This window comes from Nocardia arizonensis (assembly GCF_001310275.1).
GTDB lineage: Bacteria > Actinomycetota > Actinomycetes > Mycobacteriales > Mycobacteriaceae > Nocardia > Nocardia arizonensis.
On sequence record NZ_LGYZ01000049.1, the window covers coordinates 166,287 to 187,153 of the forward strand.

18 protein-coding genes are annotated in these 20,867 nt (G+C 67.2%); 10 read left to right on the forward strand and 8 right to left on the reverse strand.

What is annotated here, in order from left to right; translation table 11 throughout:
• The first annotated feature begins 203 nt into the window (after nt 1-203).
• The 3 genes from APZ21_RS08770 (at nt 204) to APZ21_RS08780 (ending at nt 3,996) form a co-directional block, all read left to right on the forward strand.
• Entirely contained in the window at nt 204-1,142 is a 939-nt protein-coding gene (locus tag APZ21_RS08770) for a metal-dependent hydrolase (protein WP_054812728.1), read from the forward strand.
• Nucleotides 1,142-2,299 (forward strand): hypothetical protein, encoded by a 1,158-nt coding sequence (locus APZ21_RS08775; RefSeq protein ID WP_054812729.1) that lies wholly within the window; start codon nt 1,142-1,144, stop codon nt 2,297-2,299. The genes APZ21_RS08770 and APZ21_RS08775 overlap by 1 nt, the downstream gene beginning before the upstream one ends.
• Nucleotides 2,300-2,805: 506 nt before the next feature.
• Nucleotides 2,806-3,996, forward strand: coding sequence for a PucR family transcriptional regulator (locus tag APZ21_RS08780; protein WP_054812730.1), 1,191 nt, complete (start codon nt 2,806-2,808; stop codon nt 3,994-3,996).
• 69 nt (nt 3,997-4,065) lie between these two features.
• Here APZ21_RS08780 and APZ21_RS08785 read toward each other — a convergent pair whose 3' ends face one another.
• The 3 genes from APZ21_RS08785 to APZ21_RS08795 all read right to left on the reverse strand — a co-directional run bounded on the left by APZ21_RS08785 (nt 4,066) and on the right by APZ21_RS08795 (nt 5,999).
• Nucleotides 4,066-4,437, reverse strand: a complete 372-nt coding sequence (locus APZ21_RS08785; protein WP_054812731.1) for an RsbRD N-terminal domain-containing protein — start codon at nt 4,435-4,437, stop codon at nt 4,066-4,068.
• A gap of 135 nt (nt 4,438-4,572) precedes the next feature.
• Nucleotides 4,573-4,911 carry a histone-like nucleoid-structuring protein Lsr2 gene (locus APZ21_RS08790; protein ID WP_054812732.1) on the reverse strand — a complete coding sequence of 113 codons (339 nt, stop codon included), beginning with the start codon at nt 4,909-4,911 and terminating at the stop codon, nt 4,573-4,575.
• Nucleotides 4,912-5,294: 383 nt separating this feature from the next.
• Nucleotides 5,295-5,999, reverse strand: a complete 705-nt coding sequence (locus APZ21_RS08795; protein ID WP_054812733.1) for a TetR/AcrR family transcriptional regulator — start codon at nt 5,997-5,999, stop codon at nt 5,295-5,297.
• A gap of 157 nt (nt 6,000-6,156) precedes the next feature.
• On the opposite strand from APZ21_RS08795, the gene APZ21_RS08800 reads away from it, so the two are divergent.
• Nucleotides 6,157-7,086 (forward strand): NAD-dependent epimerase/dehydratase family protein, encoded by a 930-nt coding sequence (locus APZ21_RS08800; RefSeq protein WP_054812734.1) that lies wholly within the window; start codon nt 6,157-6,159, stop codon nt 7,084-7,086.
• A gap of 103 nt (nt 7,087-7,189) precedes the next feature.
• Here APZ21_RS08800 and APZ21_RS08805 read toward each other — a convergent pair whose 3' ends face one another.
• Nucleotides 7,190-8,392, reverse strand: a complete 1,203-nt coding sequence (locus APZ21_RS08805; protein WP_054812735.1) for a lipid-transfer protein — start codon at nt 8,390-8,392, stop codon at nt 7,190-7,192.
• Nucleotides 8,376-8,831, reverse strand: a complete 456-nt coding sequence (locus tag APZ21_RS08810; protein ID WP_054812736.1) for a Zn-ribbon domain-containing OB-fold protein — start codon at nt 8,829-8,831, stop codon at nt 8,376-8,378. The genes APZ21_RS08805 and APZ21_RS08810 overlap by 17 nt, the downstream gene beginning before the upstream one ends.
• An 83-nt stretch (nt 8,832-8,914) precedes the next feature.
• On the opposite strand from APZ21_RS08810, the gene APZ21_RS08815 reads away from it, so the two are divergent.
• The 3 genes from APZ21_RS08815 to APZ21_RS08825 all read left to right on the forward strand — a co-directional run bounded on the left by APZ21_RS08815 (nt 8,915) and on the right by APZ21_RS08825 (nt 12,722).
• A complete protein-coding gene (locus tag APZ21_RS08815) occupies nt 8,915-9,694 on the forward strand; it encodes a hypothetical protein (RefSeq protein ID WP_054812737.1) in 780 nt (259 codons plus the stop codon).
• 97 nt (nt 9,695-9,791) lie between these two features.
• A complete protein-coding gene (locus APZ21_RS08820; protein ID WP_054812738.1) occupies nt 9,792-11,516 on the forward strand; it encodes a GMC oxidoreductase in 1,725 nt (574 codons plus the stop codon).
• Nucleotides 11,517-12,083: 567 nt separating this feature from the next.
• Complete coding sequence (locus APZ21_RS08825; RefSeq protein ID WP_054812739.1) at nt 12,084-12,722, forward strand: TetR/AcrR family transcriptional regulator; 639 nt, start codon at nt 12,084-12,086, stop codon at nt 12,720-12,722.
• Between the two features lie 42 nt (nt 12,723-12,764).
• Here the strand turns inward: APZ21_RS08825 and APZ21_RS08830 are convergent, their stop codons facing one another.
• Both APZ21_RS08830 and APZ21_RS33865 read right to left on the reverse strand, forming a co-directional pair.
• Nucleotides 12,765-14,513, reverse strand: a complete 1,749-nt coding sequence (locus APZ21_RS08830) for a phospholipase D-like domain-containing protein (RefSeq protein WP_054812740.1) — start codon at nt 14,511-14,513, stop codon at nt 12,765-12,767.
• Nucleotides 14,514-14,771: 258 nt separating this feature from the next.
• The gene (locus APZ21_RS33865) at nt 14,772-14,948 is read right to left on the reverse strand and encodes a TetR family transcriptional regulator C-terminal domain-containing protein (protein WP_156370886.1); all 177 of its coding nucleotides are present in this window, start codon (nt 14,946-14,948) and stop codon (nt 14,772-14,774) included.
• Nucleotides 14,949-15,419: 471 nt separating this feature from the next.
• On the opposite strand from APZ21_RS33865, the gene APZ21_RS08835 reads away from it, so the two are divergent.
• Together APZ21_RS08835 and APZ21_RS08840 are read left to right on the forward strand one after the other, a co-directional pair.
• Nucleotides 15,420-15,767 carry a hypothetical protein gene (locus tag APZ21_RS08835; protein WP_156370888.1) on the forward strand — a complete coding sequence of 116 codons (348 nt, stop codon included), beginning with the start codon at nt 15,420-15,422 and terminating at the stop codon, nt 15,765-15,767.
• A gap of 7 nt (nt 15,768-15,774) precedes the next feature.
• Entirely contained in the window at nt 15,775-16,686 is a 912-nt protein-coding gene (locus APZ21_RS08840) for a hypothetical protein (protein ID WP_054812742.1), read from the forward strand.
• A 31-nt stretch (nt 16,687-16,717) separates the two neighbouring features.
• Here the strand turns inward: APZ21_RS08840 and APZ21_RS08845 are convergent, their stop codons facing one another.
• Nucleotides 16,718-20,209: a CHAT domain-containing tetratricopeptide repeat protein gene (locus APZ21_RS08845; protein ID WP_054812743.1), complete on the reverse strand. Its 3,492-nt coding sequence runs from the start codon at nt 20,207-20,209 to the stop codon at nt 16,718-16,720.
• Nucleotides 20,210-20,759: 550 nt separating this feature from the next.
• Between APZ21_RS08845 and APZ21_RS33870 the strand changes: the two genes are divergently transcribed.
• A partial coding sequence (locus tag APZ21_RS33870; RefSeq protein WP_156370891.1) for an SDR family NAD(P)-dependent oxidoreductase occupies nt 20,760-20,867 on the forward strand: 108 nt, incomplete at its 3' end.

Consider the following 20,867-nt stretch of genomic DNA (forward strand, 5'->3'; position numbering starts at 1 on the left):
GTTTGGGTGCCACAACGTCCGCGACCGGAGACCGCGCAGCTCAGGGAACCTGACGGTACCACAGGGCGCCAGACATGACGTTCTCCCAGCTCAACACGATATTCCGATTCTTATCATACAAATAGAACAGGTTATGTATGATTTAGCTGCTTCGGCCCCGAGGGGTCCGGCCCGACCGTTCCCGCACGACAGAGGATGAGCCAGTGACCGACCTACAGGTCCGAAAGATGCGGTTCGCATTCGCCGACTACGACGTGCCGTTCCTGTGGAACGAGCAGAACCCGGCCTTCTCCTCGATGGCCAACGCCGTATCCTTCCTGGCGATCGGCTTCGAGAAGATGATCGTCAACATGATTCGCGAGGCCATGCCGCGCATCACCGACCCGGCGGTGGCCGAGGAGGCCGACGCGTTCGTGCGTCAGGAAGGCCAGCATTCGACCGCGCACCGCCAGCACGTCAACGGCCTGATCGAGCGGTTCCCCGGCTTGCGGGAAACCCTCAACGAGGTCATCGGGGAATTCGACCGCCTCACCGTGGAGACCTCCCTGGACTACCGACTGGCCTACACCGCCGACCTCGAGGCGACCTTCACGCCGGTCTTCAAATTGATGCTCGACAACGAGGCGACGCTGTTCCGGCCCGGCGACGACCGGGTCGCCTCACTGTTCCTGTGGCACTTCGTCGAAGAGGTCGAACACCGCAGTTCGGCGCTGATCATCTTCGATTCGATCGTCGGCAGCGATGTCTACCGCATGCGCATGGCGCCGTCGATCTTCCGGCACGTCATGAAGGTCATCCGCATCGCGTGCGAGGGCTTCAACGAGCATGTGCCGCTGGAAGATCGCGGCGTCGACGCCCTGTCGATGTTCGCGACCTACCGTCGGATGCAGCGGCTGCGCAAGTGGCTGCCCGGCGTCACCTACGTGGACCGCGGGCCGATGCCGCGCGCCTTCGACGACCTGCCGCTGCGTGAACAACTCGTCGCGCTGGTCGGCGTCGTCCGCAGCCAACTGCCCAAACACAATCCGGAGCACGAGAACCTGCCCGAACTCGCGGGCGTGTGGTTCGACCGATACGACGCGGGCTACGACGTCACGCACTGGTACACCGCCGACACCCTCGGCACCCAGCGAGGCAACTGATGGCCGAACACTGTGCCGCGACCTTCGCGGAATTGGCCCAGCGACTGGGTTTCTCGTGCGACGAGGCGGGCGGACCGGTGGAGTTCCGCAATCCCTTCGGCCTGGAGAACTGGACGCTTCCGGTCCTCGAGTTGACCATCGTGCTCGGCGCGGTACTCGCACTGGTCTACGCGATCGACCGCTGGCGTCGCCACCGTGATCCCACCAACCTCGTGGTGTGGTTCGGAGCGACCGCCTACCTGTTCATCATCGAACCGCCGCTGTACTTCCCGGCGGCCTTCGGAATCGACGAACACGTCGACACGATGTTCGCGCACAACGTGTTCACCGTCGACTTCCTGTGGGGCCGACTGCCGATATACATCGTCGCGATCTATCCGTTCATGGCGACGATCGCCTTCGAGATCGTCCGCGTGCTCGGGGTCTTCCGGCGCTACGGCGTGCTGGTCGGCGCGGTCTGCGTAGGTTTCGTGCACCACGCCTTCTACGAGGTCTTCGATCACATCGGACCTCAATTGCGCTGGTGGGCATGGACGGTCGACAATCCGCTCAACCAACCCATGTTCGATTCGGTGCCGCTGCCGAGCGTCGTGGTGTTCGCGGCGCTGTGGCCCATGTCGTTGGCGTTGTTCGTCCAGCTGATCGTCGGTCGCCACGTGGATCGGGGACAGTCGTTCACCGGCCCGCAAATCGTGTGGCGCACCATCCTCGTCGGCGTGCTGGGTTCACTCGGCACCGGCATACTGCCCATTCCCGCAACGGTATTCGGCGCGGGCAGCACTACCGCGCGCGGCTTCCTGTACGCGGCGGAACTGGTCGCTGTCACGGTCGTCGCGGTCGTGGCACTCGGCCGTCAGTGGCTGCGATTGCGCCGGGAGCGGCCCGCCGAGAGCTACACCAATCGGTTCGTCCAGTACTACGGCATCGCCTATCTCGCGGTCATGGCGCTGCTGTGGGCCAGCGCGCTGCCCGACTTCCTCGCCGCGGAGAACGGGATCACCGCGAATGGCGACCCGATCGGCAACCTCTGGTACACCATCGCCTGCTTCGTCATCGCGACCGGCTGCCTGGTCGCTACCTTCACGATTCCCCGGAGCGCGGCCGAACGGGCCGGGGGGCGGGCCGAGAACGATCTCGAGGCCAGTCCCGCGTCGTAGGCGCCTCCGGGCCGCCCACCGGAGGGCCCTTGCCACCGCGCCGGGCGGCACCGCCCGGCGCGGTATACACTTCCCTCCGGGAGCGGGTCGCACCCCGCGGCTACGAATCCAGACGACCGGGTACTGAGTCAACCCCGGGACTCGGGATGAGCTGTCAATTCGTGGCGTCTCAGGGTTGGGCGCGGCTCCACGGACCGTGACCCCTTCGGGGTTCCCGCCCCCGCCAATCGTCCCGGGTTCTGCGCGTTCCGCGCCCGGGAACTCGCCCCCGTCGGCTGCTCGGAGACGCCGACGGGGTCCGCGCAAGTCGGTGCGAAAGCATATGCGTCCCCGATCATCCGGGCCGGGCTAACGCGCGTCGCACGATGGTTCGTGTGAGACCCCACAAAGCGGCGGCGGCGCGCGTCGGCGCTCTGACAGGTCACGCGAAAAGGGCTGCACGTCCGCTGCGGAAGGGGCTACCGTGGCCGCTCAGGGGTGCCGAACCCGGTAGCAGAGGAGCCACCATGACGGTCGATGATGTCAGTCGCGCGGCGTCGCTCGACGATGTCACGCTCGAGGACGTACGGATGCTCACCAGACAGGTCGTCGGGCGGGTCACCAGCGCCTACGGCCCGGCGACCGGCGATGTCTCGAGCGGCGACGTCACCGCCGTGACCCGAATCTGCCTGCAACTGGCGGTGAGTATGCTCGACGGACACGACATCGCCGACAAGACCAGGCAATTGGAGAACGCCGCGGCAGGCTGGGCGCGCGAGGGCGTGCCGATCGACACCGTGCAGCGCGCGGTGCACGACGGCTTCGCCCTCGGACTGGATCTCATGGTGGGGCACGCGCAGATCACCGACCACTTCGTGGACGGCACGAAACTCGCGGTGGAAATCCTCGACACGATGAATTCGGCCATCTCGGTCGGGTACGTACGGGAGCTCCGCACGGTCGGCGGCGAGCAGCACACCGCGCTGCACACACTGACCTCCGCGCTGTTGAGCGGGCACAGTTCGGCGACCATGGCCCGCGAATGCGGCGTCGAGATCGCGGACGCGTATTCCGTGCTCGCCCTTGCCATTCCCCCGCATCCGGAGGAGCGCGACCCGCGGCTGGACGCCAAACTCGTGGCCCGCCGAACCCTGCGCCGGGTACTGCTCCAGTTGAGCGCCTCGCGCGGCGAGCCGCCGCTGGCGCTGTTGAACGCCGATGGCGGCACCGTGCTCGTCCCGCAGACCGAGCGCTCGGACGCGGGCCTGGAGTCGCTGATCCGGGAACTGTCGGAGGCGGCGCGAGTGCCCATCACGGCGACGGTGGTCGACGCCGCGGCCACCCAGATTCCGCAGGCCGCCGAACAGGCGCACGAATTGCTCGATATGGTGCGGCGGCTGCGCTGCGCGAACGGACTGTATCGCTTCGATGATATGGCGCTGGAATACCAGTTGACCCGCCCGGGGCCCGGACGCGAATACCTGGGCGCCCTGCTCGATCCGCTCGACGATCACCCTGATCTGCTCGAGACGTTGCGGCTGCACATCGCCAACAACCTCAACCGCCAGCGCACCGCACGGCTGATGCACGTCCACACCAACACGATCGATTATCGATTGAAAAGAATTGGCGCGTTGATCGGATTCGACCCGACCCAACCATCCGGTTTGTGGTACTTACGGTCCGCGCTCGTGGCCCGCAGTTATCGCACCGCCTGAATCCACCGCTCGATGCCGCGTATGGGTTCGAATTCCGGTACGCGGTTCACCGCCGGTTGTCGGATGAGTTCACGGCGATCCGTACGCCCGGTTCACCGTGGCGGTCAGCAATTCCAGGATCTCCGACATCCGCACGCCATCGGCTCTCGGCTCCGAAACCGAATATCGTGCCGCCGCGGCGACGGCGTCGAGAGCCCGCCGGACACTGTCGTGCACCGCGCGCAATACCGCCTCGACCGGAACGCCCTCGCGCGCCCGCTCCGCCACCGCGAATTCGAGTCGTGCCAGGACCAGACCCGATTCGTCCAGGTCATCCAGTAACGCGATGGCCCGATCCAGTCCGTCCCGTAGCGCGGCGCGGAACTCGGCCCCCGCCTTGCCGAGGGATCCGCGCGACACCGTGGGACGCCACTCGGAATCCCACCGACCATTCACGTCCATCGCACTCCCTCCGCGGCCGAAACCTCGTTGCCGACGGTAACGGGGTGCTGCCGCGATATTATGGACGACCGCCCGACTCGGGCAAACCTCCGAAAGGCAGCGAATCCCGCTTGTGAGGTGTCCCAGCGGCCCGACTCAGGCCGTCGCGCGCTCGTACGCCTCGACCACGCCCGAGGCGACGCGACCCCGCGCGGATACCGGGTGTCCGTTCTGACGAGCCCAATCGCGAATGATCGCACTGCGTTCACGATCCGCGGCCGACGGCGCCTTGACGATCAGGGACCGTTTGGTCCGACCTCCGGTGCGGCGCGCCTTTTCGATCCAGATCGCCAGCGAATTGCGAAGCTCCGTGGCGTTCGGCGTGGACAGGTCGATTTCGTAATCGACGCCATCCAGGGAGAATTGCACGGTTTCGTCGGCGATCGAAGTTCCGTCGAAGTCGTCGACCAGGGTGACAGTTACCTTCTCGGCCATAGGAGCCCCCTTGTGTCTAATTCAGCACTGTCGTTCGGTGTATTTCCGCGATGCTGTCAGCAGAATAGCGCGCGAGCGCCGAACGCTCGCGTTCAGCACGAGATGAGAAGTATGACACCGCCCCGAACGGGGTACTCCGGGGGGTCGAAAAGCGCCTCGGCGCGCAGGTCGGCGCGGGTTCGACCGTAATCGCGCCGAGCCGTTGCGGTTTCGATGTCCGGTACTCGTTTCGTATGTCCGGCCCCGCCCCGCGCCGTGCCCTCGCACCGCGGGCAAGCGCGACCGCACCGCGCGATGACGCGCGCCGCGAGGGCATTCGCGGGCCGGTGCACGGTGGTCGACCGGATCGGCGCACACCCGACGGGGACAGTCACCCTGCCGCATCACGATTCGTCGCGAAAGCCGACCAGGGCGAGCAGCCGGTCGAGTTGGAGCTCGAACAATTCGTCGCGATCGGCGAAGGTGTCCGAACCGTACTGGCCGAAGACGTCGAAGGTGACCGCGCCGAACAACGACGGCCACACCGTAACCCCGCGCACGATCAGCCAGTCGGGCAGATCGAGTCCGAAGAACTCCCGGATCACCGCGAAACTGCCCGCGAGCGCGGCGGATACGGGCTCGTCGCGGTCCGGCGCGGTCAGCAGGCCGCGCTCGTGGGCGCGGGCGAAGATCTGTTGCATGGCGACCACGACCCGGGTACCGGGCACGGTCGTCTGCTCGGCGGGCGCGTCGTAGCCGGGCACCGGTGTGCCGAAAAGTAGCCCGTAGCGGGCAGGTTCGGCACGACCCCAGCGCATCACCGCGCGCCCGAGTACACGGAACTGTTCGGCGGGATCGTCGGGCGCCTCGGCGAGCGCCGCGTCCACCGCGTCGCCGAGTGCGGTGTACCCGTCGACGACGAGCAGGGTGAGCAGTTCGTCGCGACTGCTCACGTAGCGGTAGACGGCCGAGGACACCACCCCGAGGTCACGTGCCACCGCGCGCAGCGACAGCGCCGCCGCGCCTTCGGTCGCCAGATGTTCGCGGCCGATCCGAACGATGTCTTCCATTGTCTGGGCGCGGGCGCGCGCCCTAGGTGTTGTCGGCATATCGCAACCATGCTCGCTCCGGAGAGCGATGTCAACTAATGAGAGCACTGCTCTTGACAAGCGCGGATCGTTCGGCGCATGCTCCATATCGTAACGAGAGCGACGCTCTCTAAAGGGAACACCGCGCACATCGCGGCATTCAGAAAGGGTGCGAACCATGACCGAACTGCACATCGTCACCGGAGCCGGCCCCGTCGGAACCACCGTCGCCGAACAGCTCGCCGAGATCAGGCACACGGTGCGCGTGCTGACCCGCTCCGGCGGCGGCCCCGACCATCCGCTCGTCGAGCGCCGCCGCGTCGATGTCACCGATCCCGCGCAATTGGCCGGTCAATTCGACGGCGCCGCTGCGGTCTATCACTGCGTGCACGCCTCGAAGTACGAGGCGAAGACGTGGTGGGCGGAATTGCCGAGCACCGAACAGCTGGTCCTGGCCGAAGCGGGCCGCGCGGACACCGTGGTCGCCTTCCCGGAGAGCGTCTACTCCTACGGCAAGGTCTTCGGCCGCATCGGCGAGGACATGCCGCGCACCGCCGATTTCGGCAAGCCCGCGGTCCGCGCCGCCTTGCTGCGCGCCCGCGAGGCACACGCCACTCCGACGGTCAGCATCGCCGCCGCCGACTTCCTCGGACCCCATGTGCTGTCCTCGGTGGCGGGTGAGAACCTGTTCGAACCGCTCGTCGCCGGACGGCGCGGCAGGGCGCTCGGACGACTCGACGTACCGCACTCGTTCACCTACGTGCCGGATCTGGCCGCCGCCATGATCGCGGCGGCCGCCGACCGAGCACTGTGGAACTCGTTCCTGCACGCCCCGACCGCGTCCGCCATCACCCAGCGGGAACTCGTCGCGATGATCGGTGCGGCGGCCGGTGTCGACAAGCCGGGTGTGATGACCTTGACGCCGTGGATGATCAAGTCGCTCGGCCTGGTCAGCCCGATGATGCGGTCCATGGCCGAAATGAGCTACCACCTCGGCGGGCCGGTCGAGTTCGACTCGACCGCGAGCGAACGGCGACTCGGTCTTGCGCCGACGCCATTGGAGCAGGCCGTGGCCGCCACTGTCGCGTGGTGGAAGACCCGACGGTGACCGAAACACCCGACGGGCGGGCCGTCCTCGGGTCACACACGACTCACCGCCCTTCTCGACGACGTCGTCGGGAAGGGCGGTGCCCATGTCGCGCGGCCGGGGTTCAGCGGGTGGCGATGATCGCCGATCCGTGACCGAACAGACCCTGATTGACCGCGATGCCCGCACGGGCGCCGTCAACCTGGCGACCGTCGGCCTGCCCGCGCAATTGCCAGGTGAGCTCGCATATCTGGGCGATCGCTTGGGCGGGGATCGCCTCGCCGAAGCAGGCCAGCCCGCCACTGGGGTTCACCGGCACGCGCCCGCCCAGGGTCGTCGCGCCGCCGCGCAGCAGTTCCTCGGCGCCACCGATCTCACAGAGCCCGATGTCCTCGTACCAATCCAACTCCAGCGCGGTCGACAGGTCGTAGACCTCAGCGAAGGACAGGTCCGAGGGCCCGAGTCCGGCTTCCTCGTACGCGGCGTGCGCGATGGCGGAACGGAACGTGCGCGGCGGTGGTTCGACGGCCACGGCGGAGTCCGTCGCGAAATCCGGCAGGTCGAGGACGGTCTTCGGGAACGTCGGGGTGACCGTCGACAGCGCCCGGATTCGGACCGGATCGGCGACGCCGCGGCGGCGGGCATACTCCATCGAGGTCAGCACCAGCGCCGCACCACCGTCACTGGTCGCGCAGATGTCGAGCAGTCGCAGCGGGTCCGAGACGATCGCCGAGGCCGCGACCTCCTCGGCCGAGACCTCCTTGCGGTAGCGCGCATACGGATTGTTGAGCCCGTGCTTGGCGTTCTTCACCTTGACCGCGGCGAAGTCCTCGAGCGTGGCCCCGTGCAACGCCATTCGACGACGGGCGTAGAGCGCGAAATAGATCGGGTTGGTGGCGCCGAGCAGGTGGAAGCGCAACCAGTCGGGATCGTCGCGGCGTTCACCGCCGACCGGCTGGAAGAAGCCCTTGGGGGCGGCGTCCGCGCCGACCACCAGCGCCACGTCGGTCAGGCCCGCCAAGATCTGGGCGCGCGCGTTGGCGATGGCCTGGGCGCCCGAGGCACAGGCGGCGTAGCTGCTCGAGATCCGCGCGCCCGACCAGCCGAGCGCTTGGGCGAAGGTCGCCCCGGAGACGAAACCGGGGTATCCGTTGCGGATCGTGTCCGCCCCGGCGATATAGCCGACGTCGCGGTGCTCGACTCCGGCGTCGGCCAGCGCCGCGCGCGCCGCGACCAGCCCGTATTCGACGAAGTTTCGCCCCCACTTGCCCCACTGGTGCATACCCGCACCGAGGACGGCGATATCGCGATCATGCGTCTGGGTCATCGACCGGCCTCCACATCCACACCGTGTACTCGGCTTCCTCGTCGGTGTACAGCACACCCAGAGCCAGTTCGACCGGCATCCCGACGGCCAGGTCGTCGACCGTGAGACCCCGCACGACCTGCCCGAGGATCACCATCTGCTCGACCTCGAGTTCGACCGCGGCGACCACATAGGGCTCGAAAGGGTCGGGCGAGACATAGGGCGGGGGCGGTTTGTACCTGGCGTCCGCGTAGGACCAGATCCGGCCCCGCGTCGAGAACAGGTACTCGACCAGTTCGGAGCCGTCCTTCGGACTCGCGCACCGCGGGTTGCGGCAGGCCAGCGTGTTCCGTGGGAAATATGGTGTGCCGCATACATCGCAGCGACTTCCCACGAGACGCAATGCGCCGTCGTCCGCGGTGAACCAGTCCGGTACGGCAGGGCGTTGTTCCTTCTGCACGACCCAGACACTATAGGAACACGTTCTATTTCGGGTCCGTAATCCGCTTCGCGGACACATCCGCCGCAGGTACGGTGACGGCAATGGGCACCACCGCCATCGATCCCCAGTCGATCCGCAACGTCACGATCATCGGTGACCCCGCCGATACGACACGAATCGTCCGCCGCCTGCTCCGCGGCGTCGCCGGTACGCGGTCCGGCACGGCAGCCGCGCTCCATTGGGTCACGAGCCGGGTCGATCACACGATTCGATTCGCCGAGTTCTCGAGCCACGCGCCAATCGCGGCGCTGGAGCGTGCGATCCGACTCGCCGATGGGGTGATCGCGGTGCTGAACGCGGCGGTCCAACGCGCTCCTCGACTGGAGACGATCCTACGGATGGCCGACGACCATCAGGTCGCGCGAATGTGCCTGGTCACCGGACTCGACGACCCCGCCGCCGACTTCGAAGGCCGCGTCCGCGCGATCGAAGGGACGCGCGGGGCGACGCCGCTGATACTGCACCTTCCCCTCGGCGTCGGCGCCGCGTTCGAAGGGGTCATCGATCTGATACCGATGTGGACACTCGAACCGATGGCCGCCGAATTCTACGGAAGCCATTGGGAAGTCGCCGAGCGGCGGTACCGCGACCTCGCGGCCGCGGTCACCGAAGCCCCGGACGAACTCCCGTACCCACCGACCCTCCCGCCCCAGCGGCTCTACGACGGCATCCGCCGCGCCACCCGTATCGGCGACGCCATTCCCATCCTGTGCGATCCGACCCCGCGCAGTGACGACATGGCCCCGCTCTTGGACGCCATCGTCCGCTATCTGCCCTCCCCCATGCTCGTCTGTCAGCCGGAGCACGCCCTCGATTACTGACTCCGCGCCGGATCTCGGAGAACAGACCGACGCCGACGCCTATCCTACCGGGGAGTACTGTTTCTGTTATCACTGGTCACACTATCGAGGAGTTCCCATGGACCGGCGAGAGACCGATTTCGACGTCCTGATCATCGGCTCCGGATTCGGCGGCAGTGTCACCGCGCTGCGGCTGGTGGAGAAGGGGTATCGGGTCGGGGTCCTCGAGGCGGGGCAGCGGTTCGCCGACGACGAATTACCCGAGACCAGTTGGGATCTGCGCAAGTTCCTGTGGGCGCCCGCGCTCGGTTGTTACGGCATCCAGCGCATCCATCTGCTGCGCGACGTGCTGATCCTCGGCGGCGCGGGTGTCGGCGGCGGATCGCTGAACTACGCCAACACCCTCTACGTCCCGCCGGAGCCGTTCTTCCGCGACCCGCAGTGGCGCGACATCACAGATTGGCGCGAGGAACTCACCCCGTACTACGAGCAGGCGCAGAAGATGCTCGGCGTGGTGCGCAATCCGCACATGACCCCGGCCGACGAGGTGTTCAAGAAGGTCGCCGACGACATGGGCGTCGGCGACACCTTCGTGCAGACCCCCGTCGGCGTCTTCTTCGGCGAGCCGGGGCGGACGGTGGCCGACCCGTACTTCGGCGGCGCGGGCCCCGAGCGCACCGGCTGCGTGGAATGCGGTGACTGCATGGTCGGCTGCAAGTACGGCGCGAAGAACACCCTCGTCAAGAACTACCTGTATCTGGCGGAAAAGGCCGGGGCCGAAGTCGTTCCGATGACCACGGTGACGGGCCTGCGTCCGCTACCCGACGGGACGTGGACGGTGTCGACCGAACGAACCGGCGCGTGGTTGCGCAAACGACCCGCGACCTACACCGCCGCGCAGGTCGTGCTGGCGGCGGGTACCCGGGGCACACAGCAACTGCTGTTCCGTATGCGCGACGAGGGCGTCCTGCCGAACCTGTCGGACCGGCTCGGCGTGCTGACCCGCACCAACTCCGAGTCGATCGTCGGCGCGGCGACCAAGAAGGTGACCCCGGGCGTCGACTACACCCGCGGTGTCGCCATCACCTCCTCCATCCATCCCACCCCCGACACCCATATCGAACCGGTCCGTTACGGCAAGGGCTCCAATGCGATGGGACTGCTACAGACCCTCATGGTCGACGGCGGCGGTCGGATTCCGCGCTGGCTGCGCTTCCTGCTGCTGGTACTGCGCCATCCGATGCATCTGATCAGCTTCCTGAGCACCAAGAACTGGAGCGAGCGCACGATCATCTCGCTGGTGATGCAGCATCTGGACAATTCCATCACCACCTACACCAAACGCGGTCTGTTCGGGCGCAGGCTCACCAGCAAACAGGGGCACGGCCAACCGAATCCCACCTGGATTCCGGTGGGCAACGATGTCACCCGGCGGGTGGCCGACCAGATCGGCGGCATCGCGGGCGGCAGCTGGGGCGAGATATTCAATATCCCGCTCACCGCGCATTTCCTCGGCGGCGCCACCATCGGGTCCGATGCCGAGCACGGCGTCATCGACGGCTACCACCGGGTGTTCGGCTATCCGACGTTGAGCGTGGTCGACGGCGCCGCGGTGTCGGCGAATCTCGGGGTGAATCCCTCGCTCACCATCACCGCGCAGGCCGAACGGGCCGCCGCATACTGGCCGAACAAGGGCGAGGTCGACACCCGACCGCCGCAGGAGGACGGCTACCGCCGGATCGCCCCGGTCGCGCCCGTGCGGCCGATGGTTCCCGCGTCCGCGCCCGCCGCACTGGTGCTGCCCATCGTCGACATCCGCACCAGCGAGGGCACCTCGGCCTGAGATCGCGCACCGGCGCCCCGCCACCGATCGCGCGGCGCCGGTGGATTCGACGACTTCGGCGTGCCGAGGAGCGGGTCCGTGGCCGTCGATGTGTCACACCACACACCGGAGGTCGTCGACACCGCGGGACCGGTGCGTTCGCCTCGGATCGACCGCCCTCACGGCAATGCATCAACGAGACGGAACTTGTAGCTTCGATACGTAGGAATGCGCCTGCGCGGGGAATCGAGCACCGGAAGTTCGTTGACCGAAGCCGCCATTGTCCGTAGCCGTTCGATCGTGGCCACATGCGCACGGCATGATCGTCCCGACGCGCCGGCGAAAATCCGAACGGTCGGTCTTCGATTAGAAAACACTCTCGCGCAATAGATTTCACCGAGAGGTGGTCGCCATTACGGCGGGCGTACTGCCGGAGGGCGACCACCGCACGCGGGCATGCGGGGCCGCGCTGGTCATGCCCGCGTCATCGGACGCACCCGCCACCGCGGAGGACACAATGCGGTAACGGGCCCGGGTCGTACACCGGAGATTTTTGACCCAATGAAACAATCTCTGTATGTTCGATTCATGGCGCGAGCCCATGACGAACTCGATGAAAAGATCCTCGACGCGGCACTGCAACGCATTCTCCAGGTCGGCATCCGACGCAGCAGCCTCGACGATATAGCCCGCCGCTCCGGCATCAACCGGGTCACCATTTACCGCCGCTTTTCCGGTAAAGAGAATCTGATCGAAACGGTGCTGAACCGGGAGATCCAGCGAATCCTCGCCGAGGCGACGGCGATCGTGGAGACCACCCCCGGTATCGCGGCACAGATCGAAGAGACCGTCCTGTTCGTTCTGCGGCTCACCCGCACCCATCCCCTCGTCACCCAGATGCTCGCCGTCGCCCCCGAGGAAGCGCTCGAGTTCTACACCGTGCGCGGCGAAGAGCTGGTCTCCCAAGGCATCTCCTTCATCGTGAGCGTCCTGCAGGCGGCGCAGAGCCGAAACGTGATCGACCGATACGATCCGCAGCCGGTCGCCGAACTCGTCGCTCGCTTTGCCCACTCCCTCATGCTCACCCCGTCCGCCGGAGTCGATTTCGCCGACGACGAGGCCGCCCGAACCTTCGTCCGCACCACCTTCGTCCCCCTCATGATGTACGGCATCACTACCCGCAGCGCCGACCCCACCCGCAACGGCTCCCGCGCCAAGACCCGTTGACAACAACGACCCCGCCCCGGGAATCGCCGCGGTACGGTCACCTCAGCGGTGATCTCGGCCGATCGGCATCTCGGCGTAGAGTCGCAGGCGTTCGGCGCGGAACGAGCCGGGCGAATACTTCTTCTGCCAGGTCGAGTTCTCGGCGAGGAATCCGCTGACGCCGTCGCCGACGCCGCGACGGGTGCCCATGCTCTCGGCGACGCTGCGGAAGTAGTAGTAATTGAACAACCGGTTGAATTCGGTGAAGTAGATATCGGCCACCCGGGTGTCGCCGCGGATGACGAGCATGTTCTCGTCGTTGTCCTTGGTCGACGCCTCGCTGAAATTGGCGGAGCCCGTCACCACGAGTGGATCGGCCCCGAGTGGGTCGATCAGCATGAACTTGCAGTGGATGTAGCTGACGTGCTGGTTGAGCCCCAACAGTCCGGCATTGGTTTCCTCGGTCCACTGATACACCGGACCGTGCAGGAACGAGCCCCACGCCTGGTACACGTTGTTGGCCGCGTTCAGCGCGACGAATGCCTCCGGGTGGTCGCGGTCGGGTTTGTCCCGCTTCTCGAGCAGCAGGAAGATCAGGCCGTCGCGGACGGTGTTGTCGGCGAGCAGGTCCTTGAAGGTCGCGCCGATGCCGAAGGCGAGCGTGAGGCAGCCCTGCCGCCGGGCGGTATCCAGTAAGCGAGAATACGAGAGCAGCACAGCATCGGTCGGACGCGGACTGAAGACCGCGGTAACGCCCGCGGGCACCGCGCGCAGATCGTCGGGCGCCGGTGAGAGTTCCTGCACCGCGGTACGGAACAGCTTGTTCTTGCGCCGGACCTCGGACGGGGGGTCGGATTCGGTGCCGCCGGGGTCCGCCGACAGCAGTCGCCAATAGTCGAGGTAGCGCTGGGCGACCGCGGCATCGCGCACCCGATGTCCGACATTGGTCTGACCGGCGAGCCCGCCTTGCGAAAGATTGGTCGACCCGGTCCACACCTCGCTCGGCCCCTCCCCGGTGACCCGCACCATGAACTTGTTGTGCTGTATGGCCGACGCGCGCGCCTCGCGCAGCACGATATTCGCCGCAGGAATGCCCACCTCGGCGATCATGGCGAGATTGGCGTCGCGGGGGAACGCGCCTGCGCCCGCCCCGCCCCCTTCCCCGGACTCGTTGTCCTTCGCGTCCACGATGATGTGCACGTCCACGCCGCGGTCGACAGCGGACTTCAGTGCCCGCGCCGCCGGTTCGTGACGGAATTCGTAGAAACAGCACAGCAATCGGTCGCCCGACGCGCAGTCGTCGATGAAACGCAGCAGTGCGACCTCGAGGTCGCGGCTGAGCCATCGCAAGGCCGCCGCGCGCACCTCGGGGCGCAGTTCCGTGATCGGCGTCGACCCGAATCTGCGCACATAGGCTTGACTTCCCGCGATGCCCCGATTGAAGAAGACGTCGTGCACACCGTCGCCGAACAGCGGCTCGGTGTGCACCGTGACGGACAACGGCCGCGCCGACCGGTCCAGATTCTTGGGTTCACCCTTCACCGGATGGAACAGGTACTCGTAGTCGCGATCGGGTTTGGCGGTGAAATCGTCCCAGACGAAACTCTGCACCGGATGCTCGAACGTGCTGACCTGCGCACCGGGGTGCGGATGCGGGATCACCGATTCGAATACCTTGAAACCCGCCATGTAATAACGCTCGTGCTCTGTCGGGTCGATCCGTTCGACCGCGAATCCGAGCAAACCGTCCTTCAATTCATCCGAGGCGAGTACCGCGAACGACACGGTGTTCACACCGCTGATCGCGACCACGTCACCGCCGGCACCTTGCCCACGAAACCGCATATCGATCTCCGTAACGAGTCGACGGCACCCGCCGGCCCGATTCGAGATCCACGGCCGGACACCCCGCGCACGCCACCGGTCCGCGAACCGTGGTTCGCCTGTCGGGCTGGTCCGTGCCGGCGCCCTCCGCTCCCGGATTGCCGAGTCCGTCGACGAGTCGACGTTAGATCCGCCGACCGGTCCGCACACGAGTAGACGGCTACTCGTTCCCGGTTCTTCTGCTGCTCACGACGCGCAGGCACTCGCCTCCACGCGGGCTACGGCGGCGTCGAGGGCGGCTTCGAGTGGCGCCGGGTCGCGTTGGGCGCGTGCGACGAGCATGCCGCCTTCGTAGCCGGTCACGATCACCAGAGCCAGTTGGCGGATGTCGGCGTCATCGCGCAGTTCGCCCGCGTCGCGCATCGCGCGGTGAGCGCCGACGCCACGGCATCGGTGAGCCGTTCGAGTCCGCGGGCGACGAGTGCGACTCCTCCTCGTGGTCTCGATACGCCATGCGGGCACAGATCGCGCAGGTGGTGAGCCATCCACGCGCCGGACATCACCGATGATCGCACCGTCGTTCGCCCCGACGGAAGACAGGTGCTTCCCCGCGACGACGCGCATTGCCGCGCCACACTCCCGCGATGAAGGACCCGCCCGTGGCCGTTGCCGAACCGACCCCTCCGCGACCCCGCTGTACCGCCGGCACGCAACCGCCGATTCCCGTTCGGCCGCCTGCCGAATAGAGTCGGCGCCGCCGGGGTGTCGCCTCTCGCGCGAACCGCCGGTAGATGGAATCATCAAGGGCGCGTTGCGGAATGCGTGTGCCGCGACGACGGTCGACACCACCGCGACCGTGGCCGCCGGTGGATGCTCATCGGGGAAGGGGATCGGGTGTCCGACGCCGAGCGCGACGCGTTGACGATGCTGTGCGCGGAACTGGAGGCGCTGCGCGAGGAGTGCGCCCGGCATTCCGACGCGCGCCGAAATCTATTGGCTCGGATCGAGACCGAAGCCTCGGCGCGGCGTCCGATCCTGGGATTGCTGAGCCAACTGCTGGGCGGCAGTCAAGACGAGACCCGCGCGATGGTCGCTGTCGGATTGCCCGGATTCGGTGCCGGGCGAGCCGATCAAGAGTCCTTCGTCTGCCCGGACGGCGCCTGCGACCGCGTCTGCGTGCCGGTGCCCGCCGGGCCGCTGCCGTCGTGTGCGCTCACCGCCCACCCGATGAAACGACAGTAGGCGCCCGGTGGGTGTCTTCTTCCAGGAGCTGGCCAAGAAGCTCGCCGAACGGTGGGTCACCCTGCTGTTGATTCCCGGTGCGTTGTTCCTGGCCGTCGCCGGGATCGGTGTCGAATCGGGACAACGGCACGCGCTCGACTACATCCGAACACGCGACGCGATCACCGATCTCACCGCCTCGATCGCCCGGCAATACGCGGGCACCCAAGCGGTCACCGTGCTCGCCGTGCTGCTCGCCGCCGCGGGCGTCGGCCTCGCGGTGCAGGCCCTCGCGGGCGTGACCCGCGCGATCTGGCTCGGGTCCTGGCCGCGACCGCTGGCATTGCCGCGGCGGTGGCGGGTCCGCAGACGGCGCACGCGATGGCTGGAACTGGTCGGCGAGCGCCGCGACCTCGAACGGGCCCATCCACACGGGTCGCGGACCGCCGACCAGCAGCGCCGGATCGACGCCGCCGCCGAACGCGTGAACAACATGGCGATGGCCGAGCCCGGCCGCCCCACCTGGATGGGCGACCGCGTCCACGCCCTCGAATCGGTCGCTCTGCACCGCTACGGAGTCGACCTGGCCTTTTCCTGGCCGCGGCTGTGGCTTACCCTGTCCGACCCGTCGCGATCCGAAATCACCAGCGCTACAGCCGCGTTCGCCTCCGCGGTGGCTACCGGCACCTGGGCCTTGGCCTATCTCGCGCTCGGCGTCCTGTGGTGGCCTGCCGCACTCGTCGCGATCGTCGTCGGCGCAACGGGATGGGTACGGGCCCGCGCCGCGATCACCAACCTGACCACGCTGTCCGAGGCCGCGCTCGACCTCCACGGGAGGGCGCTGGCTATCGAACTCGGCGTCGCCGAACCCGGCCGAACCGGCCCGCTCACCGTCGCCGAAGGCCGGGAAATCACCAGAATCGCCCGCAAAGGACGCTGACGACGACCGCCACACGTCCGCACGGCGACATTCACACCCCCAGGTGAATATGGCCTGCCCAAGCGGTCGGCATGCCGCCGTATTCCGCCCGCATCCGGCGGGTTGCCAGGTGGAGGGCCTGTGCCGTTCGGTGGGGGTCGGGCGGATATCGTCCGTCTCGAGTGAGGTGGTCGTAGATGTCGGATGCGATGCGAACGGCGGCGTTGTCCCCGATCGGCCAGAGCGTGCCGATGACTCGTCGGAAGCCTGCGAGTTGGAAGGCCGAGGTGATGTGCACGCTTTCGTCGGCCAAGCGCTGGTTTCCCACAGCGGTGCTGCACGCCGACAGATAGGCCAGTTCGGCAGCGGCCAAACGTAGCCGCGAGATGGCGGTGACGGTGAGCGGCCGGTCGACATGATCGGCGAGTAGAAGGCCGCTCTCGGCCGGTGTGCGCCAGTCGCTGATTCCGTGGCAGGCCAAGTGCACGATGGCACACCGAGGCACAGCGTCGAGTACGGCGTCGCGGGTCGCTTGCGCCCCGATCAGCACCCGGGTGTCGGGTACGAGCGAGGCGACGGTCTCGGCCTCGGCCCATGCGCCGGGCAGAGCGGACGCGCCAGGGGTTTCGGGCATGGCGACGATCAAAGCGGTCGCGGCGGGCGAGGCCGGTGACGGGGACTGCCGTGTTCGGGCGTAGCGCAGTGCGCGGATGGTTGTCGTGTAGGAGGAGACGACCCTGTCGAGGACGGTTCGCGCGGCGGATGTATCGCCGTGTCGGCCTGCGGCGTGGATCGGTAGAAAGGCGAGTTCTCCGACGGGACACCACCAGACGTGCGGCCATTGCCGGTCGCGATCGGGGGCGCGGTGGATTCCGAGGGCGCGCAGGACGGGCTCGGCGATCGCGTCCCATAGCCAACCCAGGACCTCTTCCACCTCGCGCTGTGCGCGTAGGCGCCGGGTAATGGAATTCTCGGTGGCGTCGTCGACGGCGGAGTGGAGCCGATTGCCCTGGTGGATGATCTCGTCGCGGGTCAGGCCGGGCAGTTCGACCACACGTACGGGTTCGTCCGTGGCGGCGTTGAGAACGAGCGCGTCGCCTCGATAGCGGCTCACGTTCAGGATCACGATCGGGCCTTCGGCCGCCTGCGCCCGTAATTCGTCGAACGATGGCGGTCGCAGAAACTTCTCCAGTCCGGGAATTTGTCGGACGTGGGCGAGCAGTTCGTCCCATTGCTGTGCCAGATCGCCGCGTCGGGCAACGTCATCGGCAGCGTCGAGCGCGTCCCGAAGTCCTGTAAACCGATCGGCGAGATCCGTTGCGCAGGCCCGCAATTCGTCCAGATCGCGGTAGGAGTCCATGGTCTCGGCCAGCAGCACCCCACGAGCCTGTTCCAGCAGCTCGACCGCCAGTTCGGGACGCCCGGCCGCGATGGCGGCAGACGCCGCTTCGCCGCCGAGACCTGCGATCTCTCCCAAATTGTATTCTCGGTCCGAACGGATCAGCCGTCGCGGGGAGATCTGCGGCAGCAGTGCCACCGCGTGCTGAAACGCCGCTACCGCGGACGCGCCGTCGCCTGCTGTCATGGCGACATGTCCCATTCCCCGGTAGGCGCTGAGCCGGACCCGGGGGGCGGCGTTCACCGACGACGCCGCGTCGGTGAACGCGACCGTCGATTCGGTCGCCGCGTCGGGCTCCGCGGTCTCGAGGAACAGCTTGTGCAGGCCGTATCCCAAATTGACCAAGTACATGGCGCGTTCGGGATGATCGGTCGCGGCGGCGGCCACAGCGTCGCGTGTCGCTTGGATCGCCGCGCGCAGAACCCGTTCGTCGCCCGTTCTCTCGTGCATCTTGAACATGGTCGTGGCGAGGTTGTTCAGTCCGCTGCCGCGTCCGGGATCGTCGAGTTGTGTCGCGTCGACCGCGTCCTGGAATGCGCGCAGTGCCTCCTCATGAGTGTCACCGTCGCCGGTGTGTTCGGCCTGGCGTTGCAGTGCCAGCGCGAGGTTGGACAGGCTGGTCGCGGTGCGCGGATGGCCCGGTGGGGTGGCCTCGACCGCTTCCCGGGCCACCCGGACCGCCTCCTCGACGATGTCGGGGTCTTCGGTCCGCTCGGACAGGGCGCGCAACGTGCTCGCGAGATTCGTCAGGTTCCAGTACCGAGCGGGGTGATCCGCCGGCATGACCGCTACCGCGGCGCGGGCATGCGCGGTCGCCTCCTGCAATGGCGCCAACTCGCCTGTCTCCGCGGCCAGGTCATGAAGGGCATTGGCCAACGTGGTCGACAACGGTGCTCGGGACGGATGACCGGCGGGGGTGACGTCGATGGCCTTCCTGTCCACGGCTATCGCCTCGCGGAGCGCAGCGAGGTCGTTGGTGCGTCTGAACAGAAGGAACAGGGCACTGCCGAGATTGCCCAGATACATTGTCAGAGCGGTACTTTCCTCCGGCGTGATGTCCACCGTGTCCCGGAAGATGTCGATTGCCTCGGTCAGTGCGTCCTGATCGCCGAGCGACTCGAACCGGGCCTCGAGCGCGTTCCCGAGATGGTTGCCGATCAGGGCACGGGTGTCCATGGCGACACCGGTGGTCGCGCGAGCCTCGCGTCCGGCCCGTATCGCTTCGTCCAACGCCTCGCGACTACCGGAACGGGTGTGCCGCGCCAACAGGGCTACGCCGAGGTTGAGTAGGTGCGATGCGCGCTCGGCCGGATCCGACTCGGAGGCGACCGCGGCCTCGGCCGTCTGTATGGCTTCGGTCAGTGTCGCCTCGACACCGGTACGCTCGAAGAGGATTCGCAGTTCGGTGCTCAGGCCCGACAGCCGGGTGGCGTAGTGGGGATGGTCGGCGGGTGTCATCGAGACGGCCTCCCGGCTCACATCGATGGACTCGCGCAGTGCGTCCGTATCGCCGGTCCGGCGGTAGACGGTTCCCAGCGCCCCGCCGAGGTTGCTCAGATGCCGGGCCCGGTCGGGATCCTCGACCGTCGTAGCCGCGATCGCGGCTCTCAGCGTCGCCACGGACTCGTCCAGCGCGTGGCCGTCTCCGGTTCGCCTGTACCAGGTCAACAGTGCCGCACCGAGATTCGACAAGTACATGCCGGAGTCCGGGTGGTCCTCCGGTGTCGCGTACACCGCGTGGGTGAACAAGCGAGTCGCGTTGTAGAGCGCGGGCAGATCGCCGGTCTGTTCGTATTCGCTCATCAACTCGGCGCCCTGGTCGTTCCACGAGCCGGGCTCGCGCTCGTAGAACTCGCGCACCGAGCGGGGCACGCGATCCGGGAAGCCCTGTACCACAACGGCGAACGAATCGATGGCGCCCCACAGATCGACCTGCGCCTCGTCCTCGGGCAATGCTTGGAAGCGGTGCCAGAACAGCCATCCCACCGCACAGGCGACCTCGACGTCTTCGCCGATGTCTCCCACTTCCTCGATCAACTGTTCGATCTCGGTGAGCGCGTCCGGCGACAGGACATCGGCGGGATCGCCTGTGGCCCTCAGCCTGTCGAGACGCGCGTACACGGCCCCCAACAACCGATCACGCATCCGCGGCCTCCCCCTCGATAAGCCATAGCTACAGCACCATCGAAATCGTCCCGCCGGAGTCTGTCAACATCGAACAGCCTTCGACGTGCGTGACGGCAGAGGCGCCGAGCGCCACCGGTCGGCCGATGTCGGCGCGGTGGCGGCGCCGATGCCGGAGGACGCACCCGTGGCATTGGAAGAACGTCGCCCGGGGTTGGATCGAAGCGCGGCACTACCGGAACACGTTCATGGCGGCTGAATGGATCGGCGCGCCGGGCGTACCGGTAGACGGTACACGTGTCTGGACACCATAGGTGCGCACGTGCCGCATACGGCGATATCGCGCGGATATCCGGGATACGCGCGCGCCATCCGCACTCGCGCGACACCTCGGCCCCATGGCGACGCACCGGACCGACTCCGGCCCACTTTCTGTAACATGTTCTTGCGCCCAGTCGCCTCCCGCGCCTATATTTCCGTACACGTGTCCAGACAATGTCGTCGCATCGCGCCAAGGCCGTCGACCACGCCACACACCGACCTCTACACCCTCGCAGAGGAGCAGGAACACATGACCCGTTTCGCGGGAAGATCCGTCATCGTCACCGGCGCGGCCCAAGGCATCGGCACGGCCTACGCACGAGCCCTGGCCGCCGAAGGCGCGAAGGTCGTCGTGGCC

Bases quoted from the DNA above. Each gene is read 5' to 3' on its own strand.
- APZ21_RS08805 (WP_054812735.1), bottom strand. From the start codon at position 8,392: ATGACCCAGACGCATGATCGCGATATCGCCGTCCTCGGTGCGGGTATG.
- APZ21_RS08780 (WP_054812730.1), top strand. From the start codon at position 2,806: ATGACGGTCGATGATGTCAGTCGCGCGGCGTCGCTCGACGATGTCACG.
- APZ21_RS08790 (WP_054812732.1), bottom strand. From the start codon at position 4,911: ATGGCCGAGAAGGTAACTGTCACCCTGGTCGACGACTTCGACGGAACT.
- APZ21_RS08845 (WP_054812743.1), bottom strand. From the start codon at position 20,209: ATGCGTGATCGGTTGTTGGGGGCCGTGTACGCGCGTCTCGACAGGCTG.
- APZ21_RS08825 (WP_054812739.1), top strand. From the start codon at position 12,084: ATGGCGCGAGCCCATGACGAACTCGATGAAAAGATCCTCGACGCGGCA.
- APZ21_RS08815 (WP_054812737.1), top strand. From the start codon at position 8,915: ATGGGCACCACCGCCATCGATCCCCAGTCGATCCGCAACGTCACGATC.
- APZ21_RS08785 (WP_054812731.1), bottom strand. From the start codon at position 4,437: ATGGACGTGAATGGTCGGTGGGATTCCGAGTGGCGTCCCACGGTGTCG.
- APZ21_RS08795 (WP_054812733.1), bottom strand. From the start codon at position 5,999: ATGCCGACAACACCTAGGGCGCGCGCCCGCGCCCAGACAATGGAAGAC.
- APZ21_RS33865 (WP_156370886.1), bottom strand. From the start codon at position 14,948: ATGCGCGACGCGGGCGAACTGCGCGATGACGCCGACATCCGCCAACTG.
- APZ21_RS08775 (WP_054812729.1), top strand. From the start codon at position 1,142: ATGGCCGAACACTGTGCCGCGACCTTCGCGGAATTGGCCCAGCGACTG.
- APZ21_RS08800 (WP_054812734.1), top strand. From the start codon at position 6,157: ATGACCGAACTGCACATCGTCACCGGAGCCGGCCCCGTCGGAACCACC.
- APZ21_RS08820 (WP_054812738.1), top strand. From the start codon at position 9,792: ATGGACCGGCGAGAGACCGATTTCGACGTCCTGATCATCGGCTCCGGA.